Source organism: Delftia sp. S65 (assembly GCF_016516495.1).
GTDB classification, from domain to species: domain Bacteria; phylum Pseudomonadota; class Gammaproteobacteria; order Burkholderiales; family Burkholderiaceae_C; genus Comamonas; species Comamonas acidovorans.
On record NZ_JACVUR010000006.1, the window covers coordinates 138,907 to 157,960 of the forward strand.

Sequence of the window (19,054 nt, forward strand, 5' to 3'; positions counted from 1 at the left end):
CAGCCCTGTCAGGCCGCGAGGCCTGCAAGGCAGCCCGCCCGTTCAAGCTCCCAGATGTTGGAAAGCAGTTGCCGGGCACGTCCCTCGCCAGCGACGGGCGCGGCAAGCTCGATGAACTTGTCCTCCAGCTCCCCATCCGACAACGGCAGCTCGGGATCGCCCTTGCGGTCCGGCTGGAACCAGCCATGGCAGCGGCCATCCCTGGTGACGATCTCCACGCGTGCCGATCTCTTGCCAGGGAAGGCCCGGTCGATTTGCGGGTCCACCGCAACCTGGACGCGCCCAAGCATTGCGCGAACGGCGGGATCGGCCAGGCGCTCCGGGGTGTACGCCGAAAGCCGCACGCTGCCATGGACCAGGGCCGTGGCCACCACGAAACGAAGACTGAAGCGGGCTTCGTTTTCCGTCGCAGGATCGGTGTAGCAGGCGATATCCAGGGCCGGGCCATAGGTGGCCACGGCCACGCTGCAGATGTCGTCCGCCCGCAGGGCATGCTGGCTGCGCAAGGCCAGCGCGGCGTCGATGGCGGCGAACGTATGGCCGCAGCCGACGTGGTTCTTGAAGGTGAGCCGGGTGATGTGAAAGTCGCTGCCCAACGTCGCACCGATGTCTGACCAGTCGGGTCCATCGCTGACTGCGCGGCCCAGGCCCAGTTCTCCATCCAGCACGTCCAGCGATCCCGTCACCCCCTGGTGCGCAAGCTGCGCGGCCAGCAGGCCGGCCTCCGCTGCGCGCCCGGCATGCAGGGGCTTGGACATCGAATCCATGCGAAATGCCTGCTGCAACCCGGCAGAGAAGGTGGCCGCCGTGGCCAGTGCATGGGCAAATTGCCCTGCATCCAGCCGCAGCGCATACCCTGCGGCTGCCGCTGCCCCGAAGACGCCCACGGTGCCGGTGTTGTGCCAGAAGCGGTAGTGGGCCCGGCCCAGGGTCACGCCGATGCGGGTGGAAACCTCATAGCCCAGCACCACGGCACGCAGGAAGTCCAGGCCACTGGCCCCTGCCTGCTGGCTTGCCGCCAGCGCCGCCGCAATGGTTGCGGCCCCGGGGTGGTACATGGCATCGCGGAAGCTGTCGTCCACCTCGGCGGCATGGGCCGCCGAACCGTTGAACAGTGCCGCCGCCCGCGCCGTGGCCATGCGGCCGTTTCCAAGCCGGCAGGACCCGCGGTCCAGGTCCTCGGCAAGCACCTGCTCCAACTGTGCAAGAGGGGCCGCGCCCAGCCCCGGGAACAAAGCGGCATACCAGTCGATCACGGCACGCTTGGCATGGTGGATGACGGCTTCGGGAAGCTCGGTACGGTCGTATTGAGCGGCAAACTGCCCGAACACTTCGGTCGCATGCATTCGTGGTCTCCTTGGATTGGCCCTCAATGAGGCCGTCTTTTTTTTGGAAGAAATGTGCAGTACCTGGCGCCCTCAGGCCAGAACCAGCACACCATCGGCAGCGCACACGCCCTGGCCCTGCGGCAGCACGAACACCGGGTTGATCTCCGCTTCGATCACGCGGTCGCCAAGCCGGGCGGCCATCGCAGAGAACGCGACGATGGCATGGGCCAGCGCATCGACATCGGCCCTGGGCCGGCCGCGAAAGCCGTCCAGCAGCGGCCAGGTCTTGAGCTCCCTGGCCATCTCCAGGGCGTCAGACAGGCTCAGCACACCCAGCTGAGAGCCGTCGTCCGGCAGCAACCGCAGCGTGGTGTCCTGGAACAGCTCGGCCGTCACGCCTCCCATGCCCAGCATCACGGCAGTGCCCAGCGCATCCTTGTGCAGGCCAAGAATCAGCTCGGTGCCACCGGCCACCATCTGCTGCACCAGGAACCGGTCCGGGCGCACGCCCGCCCTGGCCTGCACGTCGGCCACCATCACGCCCCACCGGGCACCTATGGTTTCCGCCGTCAGGCCGACGGCGACACCGCCCACATCGCTCTTGTGCGTGATCCGGGACGAAAGGATCTTGAGCACCACCCGGCCGCCCAGTTCGCGCGCGGCGGCTTCGGCCTCTTCGGCGGTGCGCACCACACGCTCGGCCGCGCACGGCACGCCGAAACGGCGGAAAACGGCCTTGGCCTGCGCTTCATCGAGGCAGCCGACGGGCAGGTCCAGTTCCTGCAGGGTGTCCTTGCCGACGACCAGCTCGGAAGGCGCACCCTGGAAGCCGTTGACGCGCAGCATGCCCGCCAGTGCGGCCGTGCAGCTTTCCGCCGCAGCGAAGGCCGGCACGCCGCGTTGCGTGAGCAGCGCGCCGATTTCCGGCGCATGCGGGCTGACGTAGGCCAGCACCGGCTTGTCGGAGTGGGGCAGGCAGTCCTGGATGGCACCGGCCAGCAGCTCGGGCATGGCCAGGCTGGAGGAGCCGACGATGATCACCAGCGCGTCGTAGCTGGGGCTTGCCAGCAAGGCATTGATGGCGCCGCGCAGCAGGTCGGGACGCAGGCCCGCCAGGGTCACGTCGATGGGGTTGCGGTCCAGCACGGCCTCGCTGCCGGTCTGCAGCGCGCGCAGTGCATCGGCGGTCGCCTGGTCAGGGGCCGGCGTGTCGAATCCGGCCACGCCCAGATCGTCCGACACCAGGGTGCCCGCACCGCCGGTGGACGTCAGGATGGCGATGCGCTTGCCGCGCAGCCTGCGGCCCGTGGCCAGCGCAGCGGGCACGTCCAGCAGGTCGGAAAAGCTTTGCGCACGAATCACGCCGACCTGCCGGAACAGCGCGTCGTACATGCGATCCGCACCGGCCATGGCGCCCGTGTGCGATACGGCGGCCTTGGCGCCGGCCTCGGAGCGGCCGATCTTGAAGGCCACCACGGGCTTGCCGGCACGCGCGGCCTTCAGGCAGGCTGCACGGAACCTGGCGGGATGGCGCACCGTCTCCACATACAGCGCGATCACCTTGGTGGCCGGGTCATCGGCCAGATGGTCTATGAAGTCGGCCAGTTCCAGATCCACTTCGTTGCTGGTGGAGATGAGCTTGGACAGGCCGATGCCACGCGCGGCGGCGCGCGACAGCAGCGAACCCAGGATGCCGCCGCTTTGCGAGACGACGCCGATGCCTCCGACGGGGAACTCGTCCATCTCCAGCGCGCCCGAGGGCGACAGCACGATCCGGTCGGTCAGGTTGACCAGCCCGATGGTGTTGGGCCCCAGCAGGCGCATGCTGCCGGCCGCCTCGATCAGCTGCCGCTGGCGGTGCGCCCCGTCCTCGCCCGTTTCCGTATAGCCGCTGGCCAGCACGATGGCTGCCGCACAGCCCAGCGCCGACAGCTCCCTGACGGCCTGGTGCGCACGCTCGGCGCCCAGCAGCACCACGGCCACATCAGGCACTTCAGGCAACGAGGCCACATCGGGATAGCAGGCCAGATCGCCGATGCGTTCCACGCGCGGATTGACGGGAAGAATGCGGCCGGCAAACCCGTGCTTTTGCAGGTAGGCCACCGGGCGGCCCGTGGTCTTTTTCAGGTCGGCAGAGGCGCCTATGACGGCGACGCTGCGCGGCGAAAGCAGCTTGGCAATGGCTTCGCTCATGGCATCACTCCTTGCCGGCCGTCTTGGCCAGGAAGGCCTCCACCGATGCGCGGTGTTCACTGCTGGTGTAGCAGATGCCCTGGGCCTGGCTGCCCTGGGCGAAGACATCGTGCGAAGACAGCTCGAAGCTCTGGTTCAGGATGGTCTTGGTCAATGCCAGCGCGGTGGAAGAAGCCGAGGACAGCTCGCGTGCCCAGGCCTGGGCGTCTGCCACCAAGGTCTCGGCACTGGCCTGGCGGTCCACGATGCCCAGCGCCAGGGCTTCCGGCAGCTTGACCTGGCGGCCCGTGAATATCAGCTCCTTGGCCTTGGCCAGGCCCACGCGGCGCGGCAGGAAGTACATGCCGCCGCCGTCCGGGATGATGCCGCGCAGCACATAGCTCCACGCGAAGCTGGCCCATTCGCTGGCGATCACGAAGTCGCAGGCCAGCGCCGTGTCTGCCCCCAGGCCCGAGGCCGCGCCGTTGACGGCAGCGATCACGGGCTTGGGCATGGTGTGCAGCAGGGCCTGGACATGGTGCACGCGCTGCTGACGCTGCCAGCCGTTGAAGCCCACCTCGCCCGCGGGAGCATTCATGCGCCTTTGCATTCCGGCGATGTCACCGCCTGCGCAGAATCCCTTGCCCGCGCCCGTCAGCACCAGGGCCTTGATGGCCTTGTCTGCCGCCACGCGCTCCAGGGCATCGATGAACTCGGTGCGCATGTCGTCACTCATGGCGTTGCGCTTGTCGGGGCGGTTCAGGGTCACGGTTGCCACCGCATCGGCGACATTCAGTTGGATCAGTTCGTAGTTCATGGCGTGCTTTGAAAACGATCGCAGCCAGTGCGATCAATCGGGATGGATGTTGTTTTGCTTGACGATCTGCGCCCAGCGCTTTTCCTCGGCCTGCACATAGGTGTCCAGTTCCGCCGCAGGTCCGGCATTGACCATCAGGCCCTCGTGCTCCAGCTTGCGAACGAAGTCCGGCGAGCGGGCCGCCTTGCGGGCCGCGGCGTTCAGGCGATCGATCACGGCGGCAGGTGTGGCTGCCGGCGCGTACAGGCCGTACCAGCTCTCGACGCGGTAGCCCGGGACGGTGACGGCGATGGGTGGCACGTTCTTGAATGCCGCAGACGGCTCGGCCGTGGTGACCCCCAGCACACGCAGCTTGCCGTTGTCGATGAAGGTGGATACCGCCGCCGCCGTGGCAAACATCATGTCCACCTGCCCGCCCATGAGATCGGTGAGCGCCGGGCCTGCGCCGCGGTAGGGCACATGGGTGAGCCGGACCTTGGCAAGATTGGCGAACAGCTCACCCGCCAGATGCGCCGAAGTCCCGGCGCCCTGCGAGGCATAGGTCAGCTTGTCGGGACTGGCCTTGGCGGCGGCCATCACGTCCGCCACCGTCTTGTACGGGCTGGCGGCGGGCACCACCAGCACGTTGGGGCCGCGGCCGATCAGGATCACCGGAGCAAAGGCCTTGTTGCTCCCGTACGGCAGCTTGGCCTGCAACGCCGGATTGACGGCGTGCGCGAACGAAGCCACGACCAAGGAATATCCGTCCGGCGCACTCTTGGCAACGTTGTCGGTGCCGATGATCGTGCCGGCACCGGGCTTGTTGTCCACGATGACGGGCTGGCCCAGGTCCTTGGCCATCTCGGCCCCCAGCGTGCGGGCGATCAGGTCCGTTCCACCGCCTGGCGCAAAGGGCACGACGAGGCGCACGGGCTTTTCCGGGAAGGCTGCAGATGCTGCGCTGCAGACAGTCGCGAGCACGGCAATGAACGCAATGGCCCTTGCACAACGGCGGGCGGCGAAACTGGGCATGGTGTGTCTCCTGGTTCTATGGACAGAGGTCCGGTCACTGCGCCAGCGTTGCGATGACGCTGGCGACTGGCTTGTGAAAGCTTAGGGAAACGCACCGCGCTTGTGACCCCCCATATTCCAACCAGTGAAATTCCAAAGCGGGCGCGCCAGAGCCTGCGGCTGCATTTCCCTTGCATTCGGTGGAATACTTGGCTTCCATCAGGCGCCCGTACCCGGGCAGGAAGAACACAGCTTTCGACACCGGGGCAAGCGCGTTCTCCCACCAGCGGCAGCAGCATGACGAACAGGCGATCCCCCATCCTCCATGACAAGCCGGGACAGTCCCCGAGCAACCGCTCCCTGGAAAGAGGCGTCGAAATACTCCGTGCGTTCAGGCCCGGCTCGGAGCTGCTGGGCAACAGCGACCTGGCGGAACGCACCGGCCTGTCCAAGGCCACGGTCACCCGGCTGACGCAGACCCTGGTGGGCTGCGGCATGCTGCAGGCCGACCAACCAAGCCGGGCCTTTCGCCTGGCCCCGGCGGTCCTGAGCCTGGCGCACGCCATGCGCACGGGCTCGACGGTGCTGTCGATTGCGGCGCCCCTGATGCGCACACTCGCCGAGACACGCAGGATCAACGTGGGCCTGGCATGTCCCGACAGGGACGAGATGGTCTACCTGGAATCCATCCGCTACAACCGCCGGATCGTGCTCAGGCATGTGGTCTCGGGCCAGCGCGTTCCCATGGAACTGACATCACTGGGGCGTGCCTACCTGGCGGCGGCGCCATCGGCCAGGCGCAAGGCCTTGCTCGACAGCTTCAGGCTCAAGAGGGGCGCCCAATGGCCTGCGCTGGAGCAGCAGATCCAGGCGGCGATCAAGTCCGTGAAAAGCCAAGGCTTCTGCGCCGCATCGTGGCAGCCGGAAGTGGTTGCGCTGGCCACGCCGCTGGTGACACCCGATGCCATCTATGTCCTGAACTGCAGCGTCTCCACCACGGAGCCTTTGCCGGCCATCGTGCAGGAGCTGCACCCGGCCTTGCTGCAACTGGGCCGGCAGATTGAAAGCCTGCTGGAAAAACTGTAATGCTCTCCCAGCAATATGCGCCCACCGCTGGCAAGCAGGGTTTCCAAAAATCGCTCAGACTAGGCACAAACGACTTTTGGCACTCCAAAAATGAGTGCAACCGTCTGAAAAACCCACGGAACTTTGGCTTTAGCACTCGGTCATAACGAGTGCTAATATGAAGGAATGGAAGAAAGGAACTCTGCAATGACAAACGCCTCCGGCTCCATTGCGACCACCTTGGCACCCGCTAACCCCTGGGCCCTGGTGCCGCCTCTGGGCAATCTGGATGCCTACATTTCCGCGGTCAACCGCCTGCCCATGCTCACCCTTGAGGAAGAGCAGGACTACGCCCGCAAGCTCAAAGAACACAGCGATCTGGACGCCGCAGGGCGTCTGGTGATGTCCCACCTGCGTCTGGTGGTGTCCATCTCGCGCCAGTACCTGGGCTACGGCCTGCCGCACGGCGACCTGATCCAGGAAGGCAACGTGGGCCTGATGAAGGCCGTCAAGCGCTTCGACCCCGATCAGAACGTGCGCTTGGTGAGCTACGCCATGCACTGGATCAAGGCCGAGATCCACGAGTACATCCTCAAGAACTGGCGCATGGTCAAGGTCGCCACGACCAAGGCCCAGCGCAAGCTGTTCTTCAACCTGCGTTCCATGAAGCAGGGCCTGAAGTCCGACGCCGCCATGGCCGAGGACGGCGCCATGCTGCGTGACACGCTGACCTCGGGCGAGATCGACGCCGTGGCAGAGAAGCTCAACGTCAAGCGCGAAGAAGTCATGGAGATGGAAACGCGCCTGGCCGGTGGCGACGTGCTGCTGGACCCCTCGCCCAGCGACGATGGCGAGCAGGCCTTCGGCCCCATCGCCTACCTGGCCGATGGCGCACACGAACCCACGGCCATGATCGAGTCGCGCCAGCGTGACCACCTGGCCACCGACGGCATTGCCATGGCGCTGGAATCGCTGGACGACCGCAGCCGCCGCATCGTCGAGGAGCGCTGGCTCAAGGTCAACGACGACGGCTCGGGCGGCATGACGCTGCATGAGCTGGCCGCCGTCTACGGTGTCAGCGCCGAGCGCATCCGCCAGATCGAGGTGGCTGCCATGAAGAAGATGAAGAAGGCCCTGGCCGAGTTCGCCTGATGGCCTGACGGCCTGGGCTGACAGGCCGCTTCACGACAAACCCGGATAATCTCCGGGTTTTTTATTGCCCGCAGCCTTTGCGGCCCCCACGCACCCCATGCCCGCCAGCGCCATCTCGCCACTACGCCGCCTCTTCGCCAATGCCTTGGCCACCGCCCTGGCTTCGGCCCTGCTGCCTTGCGCTGCCGTGGCGGGCGACAACTGGCCCAGCAAGCCGCTGCACCTGATCGTCGGCTTTCCCGCAGGATCTTCCCCGGACCTCACGGCGCGCGCACTGGCCGAGCCGCTGGAAAAGCGCCTGGGCCAGCCCGTCATCGTCGAGAACAAGGTGGGCGCAGGCGGCAACATCGCAGGCGAGCAGGTGGCCCGTGCGCGCGACGGCCATACCTTCAGCGTGATGATCAACGGCAACCTGACGATTGCCCGCCTGCTCAACCCCGCCGTGCGCTACGACCCTGTCAAGGACCTGCAGCCCGTCAGCCTGATCGGCGTGGCGCCCCTGGTGCTGGTGGCGCCGGCCGGCGCGCCCGAGGGCCGGGCCTTCCTGGAGGCCGCTGCCCAGGCCGGCAGCCGCTGGAGCTACGGCTCGCCCGGCGTGGGCACGGTGGGCCACCTGGGCATGGAGCTGCTCAAGAGCCGCTCCGCGCTCAGGCCCGAACACATTCCCTACCCCGGCTATCCGCAGGTGTTCAACGCCATCCAGGGCGGCGACCTGCAGCTGTCCATGCTGCCGCCCGCGCTGGCCATGGCCCAGGTGCAGGCCGGCAAGCTGCGCGGCGTGGCCGTGACCTCGGCCGCGCGCAGCCCGCTGGCGCCGGGACTGCCCAGCCTCAAGGAGCTGGGCGTGGGGGATTTCGATCTGGAGATCTGGAACGCCGTGGCCGCGCCCAAGGCCATGCCCGCCGCCCATGTGCAGAAGCTGGCCGAAGCGGTCAGCGAGATCGTGCGCTCGCCCGAGATGCGTGCACGCCTGGCCGCCCAGGGCTGGCAGGCTGTCGGCAGCTCGCCCGAGGGCCTGGCCCTGCGCATACGCCAGGACGTGACGGCACTGGGCCGCATCATCCGCGAACAGGGAATCCACGCGCAATGACGTGCTCGATCACACTGCCATGACCGCTGCCCAAGCCTTCACCGAACTCAACGCCTGGCAGGTCATGGCCTGGGGCCTGCTCTTCTTCGGCGTGCTGTACACGGCCGGCGGCTGGGGCATGACGGCGCTCACGCGCTGGCTGCAGCGGCGCGGCGTGGGCCGCGTGCTGGACACGCGCCCGCTCAAGCCCGACCAGTTGCGCCGCGAATGGCGCCAGTCGCTGCATTCGGTGCTGATCTTCGGCATCGGCATGATCGTGCCCTGGGGCCTTCTGCAATTGGGGTGGGCGCGGCTGGAGCCCGATGCAGGCCCCTGGCGCATTGCCATCGAAATCGTGGTGCTGCTGATCTGGAACGATGTGCATTTCTGGATCAACCACCGCCTGCTGCATACGCGGCTGCTGGGGCGCTTTCATGGAGACCACCACCGCTCCATCGTCACCACGCCGTGGTCCACCTACAGCTTTCACCCCATCGAGGCGCTGATGCTGGGCAACGTCATCCTGCTGCCCATGGTGGTGCATGACTTCAGCTTCTGGTCGCTGGCCTCGGTGCCGGTACTCAGCCTGCTGCTGAACGTCATAGGCCACTCCAACTACGACTTCTTTCCCGGGGTGTCCGACACGCATGCGCTGGCCGCCAGCCGGCGCCACCATCTGCACCATGCCCGGCCCAATGGCAACTACGGCTTTGCGCTGGCCTTCATGGACCGGCTGATGCGCACGCGCGTGGCCCTGCCCGCCACGGCCCGGCCCAGGACGGAATGAGCCGACCACCTGCTCGCCACGTCCAGCCACGGCTGCCCCGGCTGCCCCGGCTGCGCCACTGGCGCGACCTGCAGTCGCTGGCCTATCTGGTGGCGCTGCCGCTGATCGTGTGGTGGCAGTGGCAGCACGGCTGGAACCTGTGGCTCTACGGGATCGAGCTGTTCCTCACGCTGGGCGTGGGCGTCATCCACCACAACCACACGCATTTGCGCATGTGGCGCGGGCGCTGGGCCAACCGCATCACCGACTACTGGCTGACCCTGCTGCAGGGCCACCCGACCTTTGTGTTCTGGCCCGCCCATGTGGCCAACCACCACCGCTTCCGCCACGGCCCGCGCGACATGGCACGCACCTACCGCTTCGGTGGCGACCACAACCATCTGCTGGGCTACCTGCTCCACCCGCTGCAGGCCGGCTGGGTGCTGTACCCGCTGTTCCTGCGCTGGCTGGGCCAGTTGCGGCGGCATTGGCCCGGCGCCTTTCGCTACTGCATGGGCCAGTACCTGCTGTGGCTGGGCAGCTGGGCACTGCTGCTGTCGCTGGATTGGCAAAAGGCCTTGCTGCTGGTGATCGTTCCCCAGCTGCATGGCCTGCACTGGCTGCTGGCCACCAACTACCTGCAGCACGCCCATGCCGATGGCCGGCCGCTGACGCGCGGCCAGCGGATGGACAGCGCCACGCCACTGAACTACGCGCGCAATTTCGAGGGCTGGGTCAATCCGCTGCTGTTCAACATCGGCCTGCACACGGCCCACCACGAGCGGCCCCAGGCCCACTGGTCCGAGCTCACGCGCCTGCACAGCGAACACTACCGCCAGCGCGTGGCCCCTGCGCTCAACGAAGGCGGACTGCTACCCTACATGGCCCGCGTCTTCGTGCTCGGCACGGTCTGGCCGCCGGCGCGCACGCGTGCGCAAATGCCTCCCGGAACATACGACTGATACGACCCTGAACCCATGCCCGTCGCCTATTCCAACGTCTATCTGCATGCCGCAGGCATGTTCCTGCCCGGTGAACCCGTGGACAACGCAGGCATGGATGCCTACGTGGCGCCGCTCAACCGCCTGTCCGAGCGCCTCAAGCGCCGCATCCTGGCCGAGAACGGCATTGTCCAGCGCCACTACGCCATAGACTCCGAAGGCCGCACCGTCCACAGCAACACGGCCATGGCCGCCCAGGCCATCCATGACTGCCTGGCGCAGGCCGGGCGTGCGCTGGGCGATGTCGGCTTCCTGGCCAGCGGCTCGTCGGGCGGCGATGCGCTCATGCCCGGCTTTGCCAACATGATCCAGGGCGAGATGGCCGCGCCGCCCATGGAGACCCTGTCCGTGCACGGCGTCTGCGCCGCCAGCGTGGGCGCGCTGCAGGCAGCGGCCCAGGCCGTGGACCGTGCGCCCGACTCGCTGGCCCTGGCCGTGGCCAGCGAAATGCCCTCGCGCCTGTTCAAGCGCTCGCGCTTCGCGGCCCAGGGATACAACACGGACTTCGACGCCCACTTCCTGCGCTGGATGCTGTCCGATGGCGCAGGCGCCGTGCTGCTGGGCGGCCCGCAGGCCCTGCCCCAGGCGCCCGGCCTGCGCCTGAAGCTGCGCTGGACGCACCTGCGCAGCTTTGCGGGCGACTACCCGGTCTGCATGCAGCTGGGCCTGACGCCCGACCGCGCCACCAGCCACCTGGACTTTGCCGCCTGGGGCGATGCCGAGGCCGCAGGCGCGCTGTCGCTGCGCCAGGACATCCGCCTGCTGCCGCACCTGTTCGATGTCTGCATCCACGAATACGCCCACCTGGCGCACACGGGCTGGGTGCCCGGGCGCGGCATCGACCATTTCCTGTGCCACTACTCGTCCGAGCGCTTCATCCCCGTGGTCGATGAGCTGCTGGGCAAGGCCCAGCTCGGCATCCCGCGCGAGCGCTGGTGGAGCAACCTGGCCTGGCGTGGCAACACGGGCGCGGCCTCCATCTTCGTGATGCTGTCCGAGTTCCTGCGCACGCAATCGGCACGCCTGAAGCACGGCGATACCGTGCTGTGCTTCATTCCCGAATCGGGCCGCTTCACGGCCGGCTACATGCTGCTGGAAGTGGAGGATGCGGCCCAGGCTCCCACCGCCACCCCGGCCACGGCCACGGCCAAGGCCACAGCACGCAGTGCCACCGCCGAAGCTCCCGCTGCCCCGGACCTGCTGCCCGATGTCTCCACCATCGCCCCGCCCCACGACCCGAACCAGGCCCCGGCCACGCTGGCGCCGCTGCTGACCGAACTGGCCAGCCTCTGGCAGGACTACCGCTCGCGCGTGTGGCGCACGCCGCTGCTGCAGCGCATACGCACAGGCAGGCTGCAGACCGCCGACTACGTGCGCTGGATGAGCCACTGGGTTCCCCAGGTGCGCGAGGGCAGCCTGTGGATGCGCGAGGGCGCTGCCTCGCTGACCGGCGAGCACGCGGCGCTGGCCGCGCTGATCGACGTGCATGCGGGCGAGGAGCAGAACGACTTCCGCATCCTGCACGAGGACTACCTCAAGGCCGGCGGCACCGAGACCGACCTCACCCGCCTGCGCCGCAACCCCGGCGGCGAGGCGCTCAACGCCTACCTGCACGGCCTGGCCGCCACGCCCAATCCGATCGGCCTGCTGGGCGCCATCTACATCATCGAAGGCACGGGCCAGCGCATCGTGCCCAGCCTGCTGCCGCTGCTGCGCGCCAGCCTGCCGCTGCCGCCCGATGCCTTCCGCTTCCTGGAATACCACGGCGCCAACGACGAACACCACCTGGAGCGCTGGCTCATGGCCGTGCAGATGGTGATGGCGCTGGACGGCACAGACGGCAGCGGGGGCACGGCGGCGCAGGCCATCGTGCGCACCGCGCGCCACACGGCGGCGCTGTACCTGATGCAGTTCGAGCATGTCCTGCCCGAGGAGCACTGATGCAACCACCAGACTTCATCGAACCGCCCCACGACGAGCGCGACCCCAGCCCCTGGCGCGCGCTGTACCTGGACCAGAGCACGCCGCTGCCCGACGACGTCAAGGCCGCCTGGCTGCGTGACTGCAGCAGCGGCTCGCGCCAGTACCTGCTGCCCTTCCTGCGGCCGCTGGCACGCACCAGCATCGTGCTCATCCAGATCCTCAAGGTGCTGCTGCCGCGCAACTGGGCGCACTCCAGGCTGCTGCACCGGCTGCTGGCCTTCAGCATGAACCGCTTCGTCTCGCCCGAGGCCAACTGGCTCATCCTGCGCCATTTCCACCTGGGCTCGCAGATCCTGGCCTTTGTCGCGGCCAACGCGCCCACGCCCGTGTCCACCACACCGCTGGAGCCAGGCAGCATCGACGACATCAAGGACGACCTGTTCCTCAGGCACGACCTGAACCTGTTCAACTTCGTCATCCGCCTGAACAACGCGCTGCGCGCCGCAGGCCAGGAACTGCAGCCCGTGGCCGAGCCCGACTTCGCCATGCTGCGCAACCCGCCCCTGCGCCTTGAGGACATGCCGCGCGGGCGCCTGAACCTGCTGGACTTGCAAAGCGCCATCGAGGTCTACACGCCCGTCTACCAGCTGCTGCTGACCGACAACGACTTCTGGCGCGCCAGCAACTCGCTGCAGCTGGACGAGACCGTGGCCATCTATGCGGCCAAGATCCTCGCCTCGCCCGAGCACCTGGTCATGCTCAACAACAAGCACCCGCTGGTGCCCCTGTCCACCCTGCGCGCCGGCCACCGCCTGGTGCTGCACGGCCTGTCTACCGAAATGCTGCACTGCCTGCTGATGAAGGTCGCCAGCGGCGACATCCCGCTGCCTGCCCGCGAGCTGGCACGCATGCGCGAGGCGGCCCGCGCCCACGGAAGTGACGGCAGTGGCAGCAGTGACAGCAGCGGCAGCGCCAACAACGCCGACAGCACCGCCGCCGTCTGACCCAGGTCAAGAAACAGCGGCAGATGGCCGCCATCACGCGCGAAACGCGTTACATCGCGTTGCATTCAACGGCATAGCCCGCTAGCCTGCACGGCTTCTCCCGGGGCGCGCCGCCCGGGTCCACTGCCGGTGCCCTGGGTGGCTGTCTGCCCGCCCAGGCTGCGGCGCATCCTAGCCTGCGTGCCCCATGCCATCGTCGTCCTCCACGCCTTCAGCGGTTCGCTGCAGCGAATGCATGCGTTCGTCCCATTGCCTGCTGGGCCAATTGCCCGAGCCCGCATTCCAGCAATGGCTGCCGCACATCCGCGAACGCGGCCTGGCCAAGGGCCAGAAGCTCCAGGCGCAGGGCAGCGTCGCCCATGAATTCCAGGTGATCAAGATCGGCTTCGTCCTGGCCATCCGCCGTGGCGGCGACGGCGTGCAGCGGCCCGTGGCCCTGTTCGGCAACGGCCACGCGCTGGGCAGCCCGGGCTGGCTGCAGCAGCCCTCGGCCATGCACTTCGAGGCACTGGGCCCGGGGCGCATCTGCTGCGTGGACATCGCCACCATCACGCGCCGCGGCCTGGTCGATGCCGCCTTCGTGCGCGCGCTGGCCACCAGCTACACCTGCAACAACGCCCTGCTGGCGGAATGGGCCCACATCGTCCGCATCCCCGGCGTGCTGCGCCAGCTGGCCGCCACCCTGATGCAACTGGCCGTGCTGCAGTCAAGCCTGCTCGTGCGCCTGCCCAGCCAGGGCGCACTGGCCGCCCTGCTGGCCACCACGCGCGAGACCATTGCGCGCAGCCTTGTGCGCCTGGTGCAGCTCGGCGCGCTGGAGCGGCCGGATCGATGGCACTGCGTGCTGCAGCCTGCGGTGTTGTTGAGGATCAGTGGGGGTGGGGTGAAGGATTTGGAGTACCAGGGGATGGGAGGCTGAACACCCATACCAGGCTTCTTTTGTAGCCAACTGGCTACAATCCAACCATGTACAGCGTCATCGAAACCGAGACGTTTGCTGATTGGGTAGACAGCATTCGTGACATGCCAACTCGTATCCGCCTGCGTCGTCGCCTGGGCAAAGCCATGCGCGGAAACCTGGGAGACGTGAAATCCGTTGGCGAGGGCCTATGGGAGATGCGCGAGTTTTTCGGGCCAGGTTGGCGCATGTACTACATCCAACGCGATCATGTTCTGATCGTGATGCTTGGCGGCGGAGACAAGTCCAGCCAGGCACAGGACATTGCTGCGGCCAGGGCGATGGCCAGGGAGATCAAGCTATGAGCAACATCAAGATGCGGCCATTCGACATGGCCAACTACCTCGGCACCGAAGAGGAAATCGTGGAGTACCTGCGCCAGGCGCTGGAAGACAACGATCCGGCCGAACTGGCTGCGGCGCTGGGCGACATCGCACGCGCGCGCGGCATGACTCAGCTCGCTCGCGACACCGGACTTTCTCGGGAAAGCCTCTACAAAAGCCTGTCTGGCGAACGGGCGCCCAGTTCCGAGACGCTGTTCAAGGTGATTCAGGCCATGGGCTTCAGGCTCACCATCGCTCCTGCCGCATCGCAGCAGCCAGCAGCCTGACACTCGGATCACCCGCTTACTGTACCAACACCGCCTCTGCAGGCCTTTGCAACAGAGGCGGAATCTGCTCTGCCGGCATGGCGCGGGCGAAGAGCCAGCCCTGGTAGGCGTCGCAGTCCAGGATGCGCAGCAGGCGCAGTTGCTCGGCCGTTTCCACGCCTTCGGCGACCACCTGCAGGCCCAGGGTGCGGGCCAGCGCGATCACGGCCTTGACGATCTTGGCGTCGGCCGGGCTGTCGAGCATGGGGCCGATGAAGGTGCGGTCTATCTTCACGCGCGAGACGGGCAGATCGCGCAGGTGGGCCAGCGAGGAGTAGCCGGTGCCGAAGTCGTCCAGCACCACGCAGACGCCGGCCGCCAGCAGGCTGCCCAGCAGCTCGCGCGCCTGCAGCGGGTCGGTCATGGCGGCGGACTCGGTGACCTCCAGCTCCAGCAGGTGCGGCGGCACGCCATGCCGGGCCAGGCTGGCCATGAGGCGCTGCTGCAGGTCGGCCTGGCGCAGTTGCTGGGCCGAGAGGTTGACCGCCACGCGCAGCGGCATGCCTGCGCGCAGCCAGTCGCCGGCCTGCCGGCAGGCAGCATCGATCACCCATTCCCCCAGCGCCAGGATCAGCCCCGTGGATTCGGCCACGGGCACGAAGCGTTCGGGCGAGACCCAGCCCATCTGCTCGTCGTTCCAGCGCAGCAGGGCTTCCACGCCCTGGACCTGGCCGCCCAGCACCTGCACCTGGGGCTGGAAGTGCAGGCTCAGCAGACCCCGGTCCAGGGCACGCTTGAGGCGTTCGTGCAGCAGCACTTTCTCGGCCATGGCCTCGCCCATGGCGCTGGCATAGCGCGCATAGGAGGAGCGGCTGCGCTGCTTGGCGTCGTACATGGCCATGTCGGCATAGCGCATGAGGGTGGCCGCATCGCCCGCGTCCTGCGGATAGAAGGCTGCGCCCACGCTGGCACCGAAGTTCAGCGCGTAGTGGCCTATGGTGCAGGGCCGGCACAGCTCGTGCAGCAGCGCGTCGATGCGCTGGCGCAGATCGGGCTCGTTGCAGGGCTGCAGCAGGGCGGTGAACTCGTCACCCCCCATGCGCGCCAGCGTGGCCGAGCCGCCCAGCGCGACCTGCAGGCGGCGCGCCACCTCCTTGAGGACCTGGTCGCCCACGTCGTGGCCGTAACCGTCGTTGATGGCCTTGAAGTTGTCGAGGTCGAGCAGCAGCAGCGCAAAGGACGCGGGGCCGGCGCCCGATTCAGACTGCGCCTGCGAGATCGCCTGTTCCACCTGCAGCCCGAACTGCCAGCGGTTGAGCAGGCCCGTCAGCGTGTCGTGGGTGGCGTGGTAGTGCATGCAGGCTTCCATCTGGCGCAGCTGCGACAGGTCGCGCACAAAGGCCACGGCCACGCCACTGCCGTGCGGCGAGTGGCCCAGGGCGATGTCCACCGACAGGCGCTTGCCGTCCTTGCGCAGCAGCCACAGATCGCGCCCCTGGCCCATGGGCCGGCGCGCGGGCTGGGCGAAGTAGGACTGCAGTTGCGGCCCGTGGGCCGCCTGCGCCTCGGCCGGCAGCAGCATGTGCAGCGAGTGGCCCAGCAATTCAGCGGCGCCATAGCCGCTCATGGCCTGCATGGCGGGATTGGCCAGAAGGATGCGGCCGCTGCGGTCCACAAGCAAGATACCGTCGGGCGCGGCCTCCATGGCCACGCGCTTGAGGTCTTCGTCCAGCGCCTCGCCCGGTGCGGCGGGATCGCCGGCAACCATGCTCCAGCCCGCCGCCATCATGCGGACGCCCCGCTGCCGTGAAAGACCGATGCCGCCGCCTCCAGCGCCTGCGCCTGTCCGGCCAGCAGCTGTGCGTGCCCGATGGTGTCGCGCGCCAGGGCGGCATTGTGTTGGGTCATCTGTTCGAGCTGCTGCACGGCGGCCTGCACCTGCTGCACGCCGCCGGCCTGGGCCTGGCTGGCGGCCTGCATGCCTTCGGCCAGCACCAGTTGCTCGCGCATATCGGCCTGCACGGCCAGCATGGCCTCGCCCACTTCACGCGCCATGGCACAGCTTTGCGCCACCTGCTGCTGCGATGCCTCGATCAACGCCTTGATCTGGCGCGCGGCGTGGGCGCTGCGCTGGGACAGGCCGCGCACCTCGTCGGCCACCACGGCAAAGCCCTTGCCGTGTTCCCCCGCGCGTGCGGCCTCCACGGCGGCGTTGAGCGCCAGCAGGTTGGTCTGGAAGGCGATGCCGTCGATGAGCGAGCTGATCTGCCCCACCTGGTCGCTGGTCTGGGCCACGCCGCGCATGCCCTGGTCCAGTTGCACGACCATGCGGCTGCTCTGCCCTGCCATGTCCACGCCGTGCCGCGCGCGGGCGGCGGCCTCGCCGGCCTGGGCGCTGCTGCGCTCGATGGCGCTGGCCAGGGCCTGCATGGCCTGGGCCGACTGCTCCAGGCTTGCGGCCGCGGCTTCGGTGCGGTCGCTCAGTTCGGTGCTGCCCTGCTGCACGGCCAGCGCGCAGCGGCGCACCTGGTCGCTCTTGCCCTGGATGTCGCCGACCAGGGAGACCAGGTTGAGTCCGGTCTGCCGCACGGCACTGCCGATGGCTCCGATCTCGTCCGTGCGCTGCAGGAACCGTGCATCGGTCTGCTGCCCGCTGGCCACGGCCTGGGCCTGGCCGCGCAGCGCCGCCAGGGGCATGAGCAGCCGGCGGCGCAGCCACTGCCCGGACGCCGCGCAGGCCAGGCTCCAGATCAGCCAGGCCGGCCAGACCTGGGCCAGCGGCACGGCCGATGCCTGCAGCGCGGGTGACCACAGTCCGGCCGACCCCAGCAGCCACAGGCCGGCCACCACGGCCTGCACGCGCCAGGCCAGTGGCCGAAAGCGCCACCACCGCTGCAGTGCGCCCACGGCGCCGCGCCCCACGGGAAAGCCCCGGTGCAGGCCAAGTGAGCGCACGCCGGCATTGATCTGTTCATAGAGCGCCGCATGCTGCTGCACCTCGCGCGGCTCGGGCCGGGTGCGCACGGACAGGTAGCCGACCACGGCGCCCGCATGGCGTATGGGACTGGCGTTGGCGCGCACCCAGTAGTGGTCGCCGTTCTTGCGCCGGTTCTTGACCAGGGCGCTCCAGGGCAGCCCGCGCTGGATGGTGGACCACATGTCGGCAAAGGCGGCAGCCGGCATGTCGGGATGGCGCACGATGCTGTGGGCCTTGCCGTAGAGCTCGGCGGCCTCGAAGCCGCTGACGCGGATGAAGGCATCGTTGGCATAGACGATGCGCCCCTTCAGGTCGGTGACGGAAAGAAGCGTCTCTCCTTCGCTCAGAGGGTACTCACGCTGGGTGACGTACACGTTTCGCCGCATGGATCAGGTCTCTCGGAGATGGGCGGGGCGTCGGCATGACACCCCCAGGCGGGGCCCACTCTAAGCAGTCCTGAGGCGATGCACATCAGGGATGGTGTGCTGCAGCGCACCTAAACGCAGTCAATGTGACGGGGGTCACATTGGCTGCGGCGCGCGCAGGATCAGGAACGCTTTTCCTGCAACAGGGCCTTGACGTCGGCGCCCAGCACCTGCGGGCCGCCGCCGTATCGCTCATACACGCGCAGGCGGCCGGCCGTGTCATAGACATAGCTGCCGGCCGAATGGTCCAGCGTGTAGGTGCCTTCGGTCTTGCCGGGCACTTTCTTGTAGAAGAGCTTGAAGTCCTTGGCCACGGCCGCCGTCTCGTCCGGCGTGCCGTGCAGGCCGACGAAGCCGGGGTCGAAATTGCCCAGGTAGGCCTTGAGCACCTCGGGCGTGTCGCGGTCGGGGTCCAGGGTGACGAAGACGCCCTGCAGCCTGTCGCCATCGGCGCCCAGTTGCTGCTTGACCTCGACCAGCTCCTGCAGGGTGGTGGGGCAGACATCGGGGCATTGCGTGTAGCCGAAGAAGACCACGACGACCTTGCCCGCATAGTCCTTGATGCTGCGCTGCTTGCCGTCCACATCGCGCAGGGGAATGTCCTTGGCGTACTCTGCGCCCGTGACATCGACACCCTGGAAACTGGTCTTTGCCTCGCGCGAGCATCCGCTCAGCGCCAGGGCGCCCCATGCCATGGCGGTCAAGCCCAGAACGCGCAGCGCTGTCCGTTTGTTCATGCTTCCTCAACAAGGTAGTTGCCTCAGGCTGCGTGGCCGCAAAGGCTGCGCGCCGGCCCGGGCTGGAAAGGGAAAAGGCGA

Annotated in this window: 17 protein-coding genes; 10 read left to right on the forward strand and 7 right to left on the reverse strand. The window is 67.9% G+C overall.

The features are described from left to right. Positions 1-8: 8 nt before the first annotated feature. The 4 genes from IAE24_RS08135 to IAE24_RS08150 form a co-directional block, all read right to left on the reverse strand. Complete coding sequence (locus IAE24_RS08135) at positions 9-1,346, reverse strand: MmgE/PrpD family protein (protein ID WP_199960161.1); 1,338 nt, start codon at positions 1,344-1,346, stop codon at positions 9-11. Positions 1,347-1,418: 72 nt separating this feature from the next. Continuing rightward, complete coding sequence (locus IAE24_RS08140) at positions 1,419-3,521, reverse strand: acetate--CoA ligase family protein (RefSeq protein WP_199960162.1); 2,103 nt, start codon at positions 3,519-3,521, stop codon at positions 1,419-1,421. 4 nt (positions 3,522-3,525) lie between these two features. After that, the gene (locus tag IAE24_RS08145) at positions 3,526-4,317 is read right to left on the reverse strand and encodes an enoyl-CoA hydratase/isomerase family protein (RefSeq protein WP_043824655.1); all 792 of its coding nucleotides are present in this window, start codon (positions 4,315-4,317) and stop codon (positions 3,526-3,528) included. 33 nt (positions 4,318-4,350) lie between these two features. Next, positions 4,351-5,328 carry a tripartite tricarboxylate transporter substrate binding protein gene (locus IAE24_RS08150; RefSeq protein WP_198818881.1) on the reverse strand — a complete coding sequence of 326 codons (978 nt, stop codon included), beginning with the start codon at positions 5,326-5,328 and terminating at the stop codon, positions 4,351-4,353. Positions 5,329-5,604: 276 nt separating this feature from the next. On the opposite strand from IAE24_RS08150, the gene IAE24_RS08155 reads away from it, so the two are divergent. From IAE24_RS08155 to IAE24_RS08200, 10 genes are all read left to right on the forward strand, one after another. After that, on the forward strand, positions 5,605-6,393 hold the full coding sequence (locus tag IAE24_RS08155) for an IclR family transcriptional regulator (protein WP_063327124.1): 789 nt from the start codon (positions 5,605-5,607) through the stop codon (positions 6,391-6,393). Between the two features lie 186 nt (positions 6,394-6,579). Next, positions 6,580-7,524 (forward strand): RNA polymerase sigma factor RpoH, encoded by a 945-nt coding sequence (rpoH, locus tag IAE24_RS08160; protein ID WP_199960163.1) that lies wholly within the window; start codon positions 6,580-6,582, stop codon positions 7,522-7,524. 97 nt (positions 7,525-7,621) lie between these two features. After that, a complete protein-coding gene (locus IAE24_RS08165) occupies positions 7,622-8,614 on the forward strand; it encodes a Bug family tripartite tricarboxylate transporter substrate binding protein (RefSeq protein WP_034390683.1) in 993 nt (330 codons plus the stop codon). A gap of 19 nt (positions 8,615-8,633) precedes the next feature. Continuing rightward, a complete protein-coding gene (locus IAE24_RS08170) occupies positions 8,634-9,380 on the forward strand; it encodes a sterol desaturase family protein (protein WP_012203620.1) in 747 nt (248 codons plus the stop codon). After that, positions 9,377-10,321 (forward strand): fatty acid desaturase, encoded by a 945-nt coding sequence (locus IAE24_RS08175; protein WP_199960164.1) that lies wholly within the window; start codon positions 9,377-9,379, stop codon positions 10,319-10,321. The genes IAE24_RS08170 and IAE24_RS08175 overlap by 4 nt, the downstream gene beginning before the upstream one ends. A gap of 15 nt (positions 10,322-10,336) precedes the next feature. Beyond that, entirely contained in the window at positions 10,337-12,301 is a 1,965-nt protein-coding gene (locus IAE24_RS08180) for a 3-oxoacyl-[acyl-carrier-protein] synthase III C-terminal domain-containing protein (protein WP_199960165.1), read from the forward strand. Then, a complete protein-coding gene (locus tag IAE24_RS08185; RefSeq protein WP_099752396.1) occupies positions 12,301-13,287 on the forward strand; it encodes a DUF6999 family protein in 987 nt (328 codons plus the stop codon). Before IAE24_RS08180 ends, IAE24_RS08185 begins: the two co-directional genes overlap by 1 nt. A gap of 235 nt (positions 13,288-13,522) precedes the next feature. Further along, complete coding sequence (locus IAE24_RS08190; RefSeq protein WP_071954480.1) at positions 13,523-14,206, forward strand: Crp/Fnr family transcriptional regulator; 684 nt, start codon at positions 13,523-13,525, stop codon at positions 14,204-14,206. Positions 14,207-14,253: 47 nt separating this feature from the next. Continuing rightward, positions 14,254-14,550 (forward strand): type II toxin-antitoxin system RelE/ParE family toxin, encoded by a 297-nt coding sequence (locus tag IAE24_RS08195; RefSeq protein ID WP_199960166.1) that lies wholly within the window; start codon positions 14,254-14,256, stop codon positions 14,548-14,550. Continuing rightward, a complete protein-coding gene (locus tag IAE24_RS08200; protein WP_063327131.1) occupies positions 14,547-14,855 on the forward strand; it encodes an addiction module antidote protein in 309 nt (102 codons plus the stop codon). Before IAE24_RS08195 ends, IAE24_RS08200 begins: the two co-directional genes overlap by 4 nt. Positions 14,856-14,871: 16 nt before the next feature. Here IAE24_RS08200 and IAE24_RS08205 read toward each other — a convergent pair whose 3' ends face one another. From IAE24_RS08205 to IAE24_RS08215, 3 genes are all read right to left on the reverse strand, one after another. Further along, positions 14,872-16,602, reverse strand: coding sequence for a putative bifunctional diguanylate cyclase/phosphodiesterase (locus IAE24_RS08205; RefSeq protein WP_442778727.1), 1,731 nt, complete (start codon positions 16,600-16,602; stop codon positions 14,872-14,874). A 17-nt stretch (positions 16,603-16,619) separates the two neighbouring features. Then, the gene (locus tag IAE24_RS08210; protein ID WP_199960168.1) at positions 16,620-18,197 is read right to left on the reverse strand and encodes a methyl-accepting chemotaxis protein; all 1,578 of its coding nucleotides are present in this window, start codon (positions 18,195-18,197) and stop codon (positions 16,620-16,622) included. 161 nt (positions 18,198-18,358) lie between these two features. Then, the gene (locus tag IAE24_RS08215) at positions 18,359-18,973 is read right to left on the reverse strand and encodes an SCO family protein (RefSeq protein WP_199960169.1); all 615 of its coding nucleotides are present in this window, start codon (positions 18,971-18,973) and stop codon (positions 18,359-18,361) included. Positions 18,974-19,054: the final 81 nt, after the last annotated feature.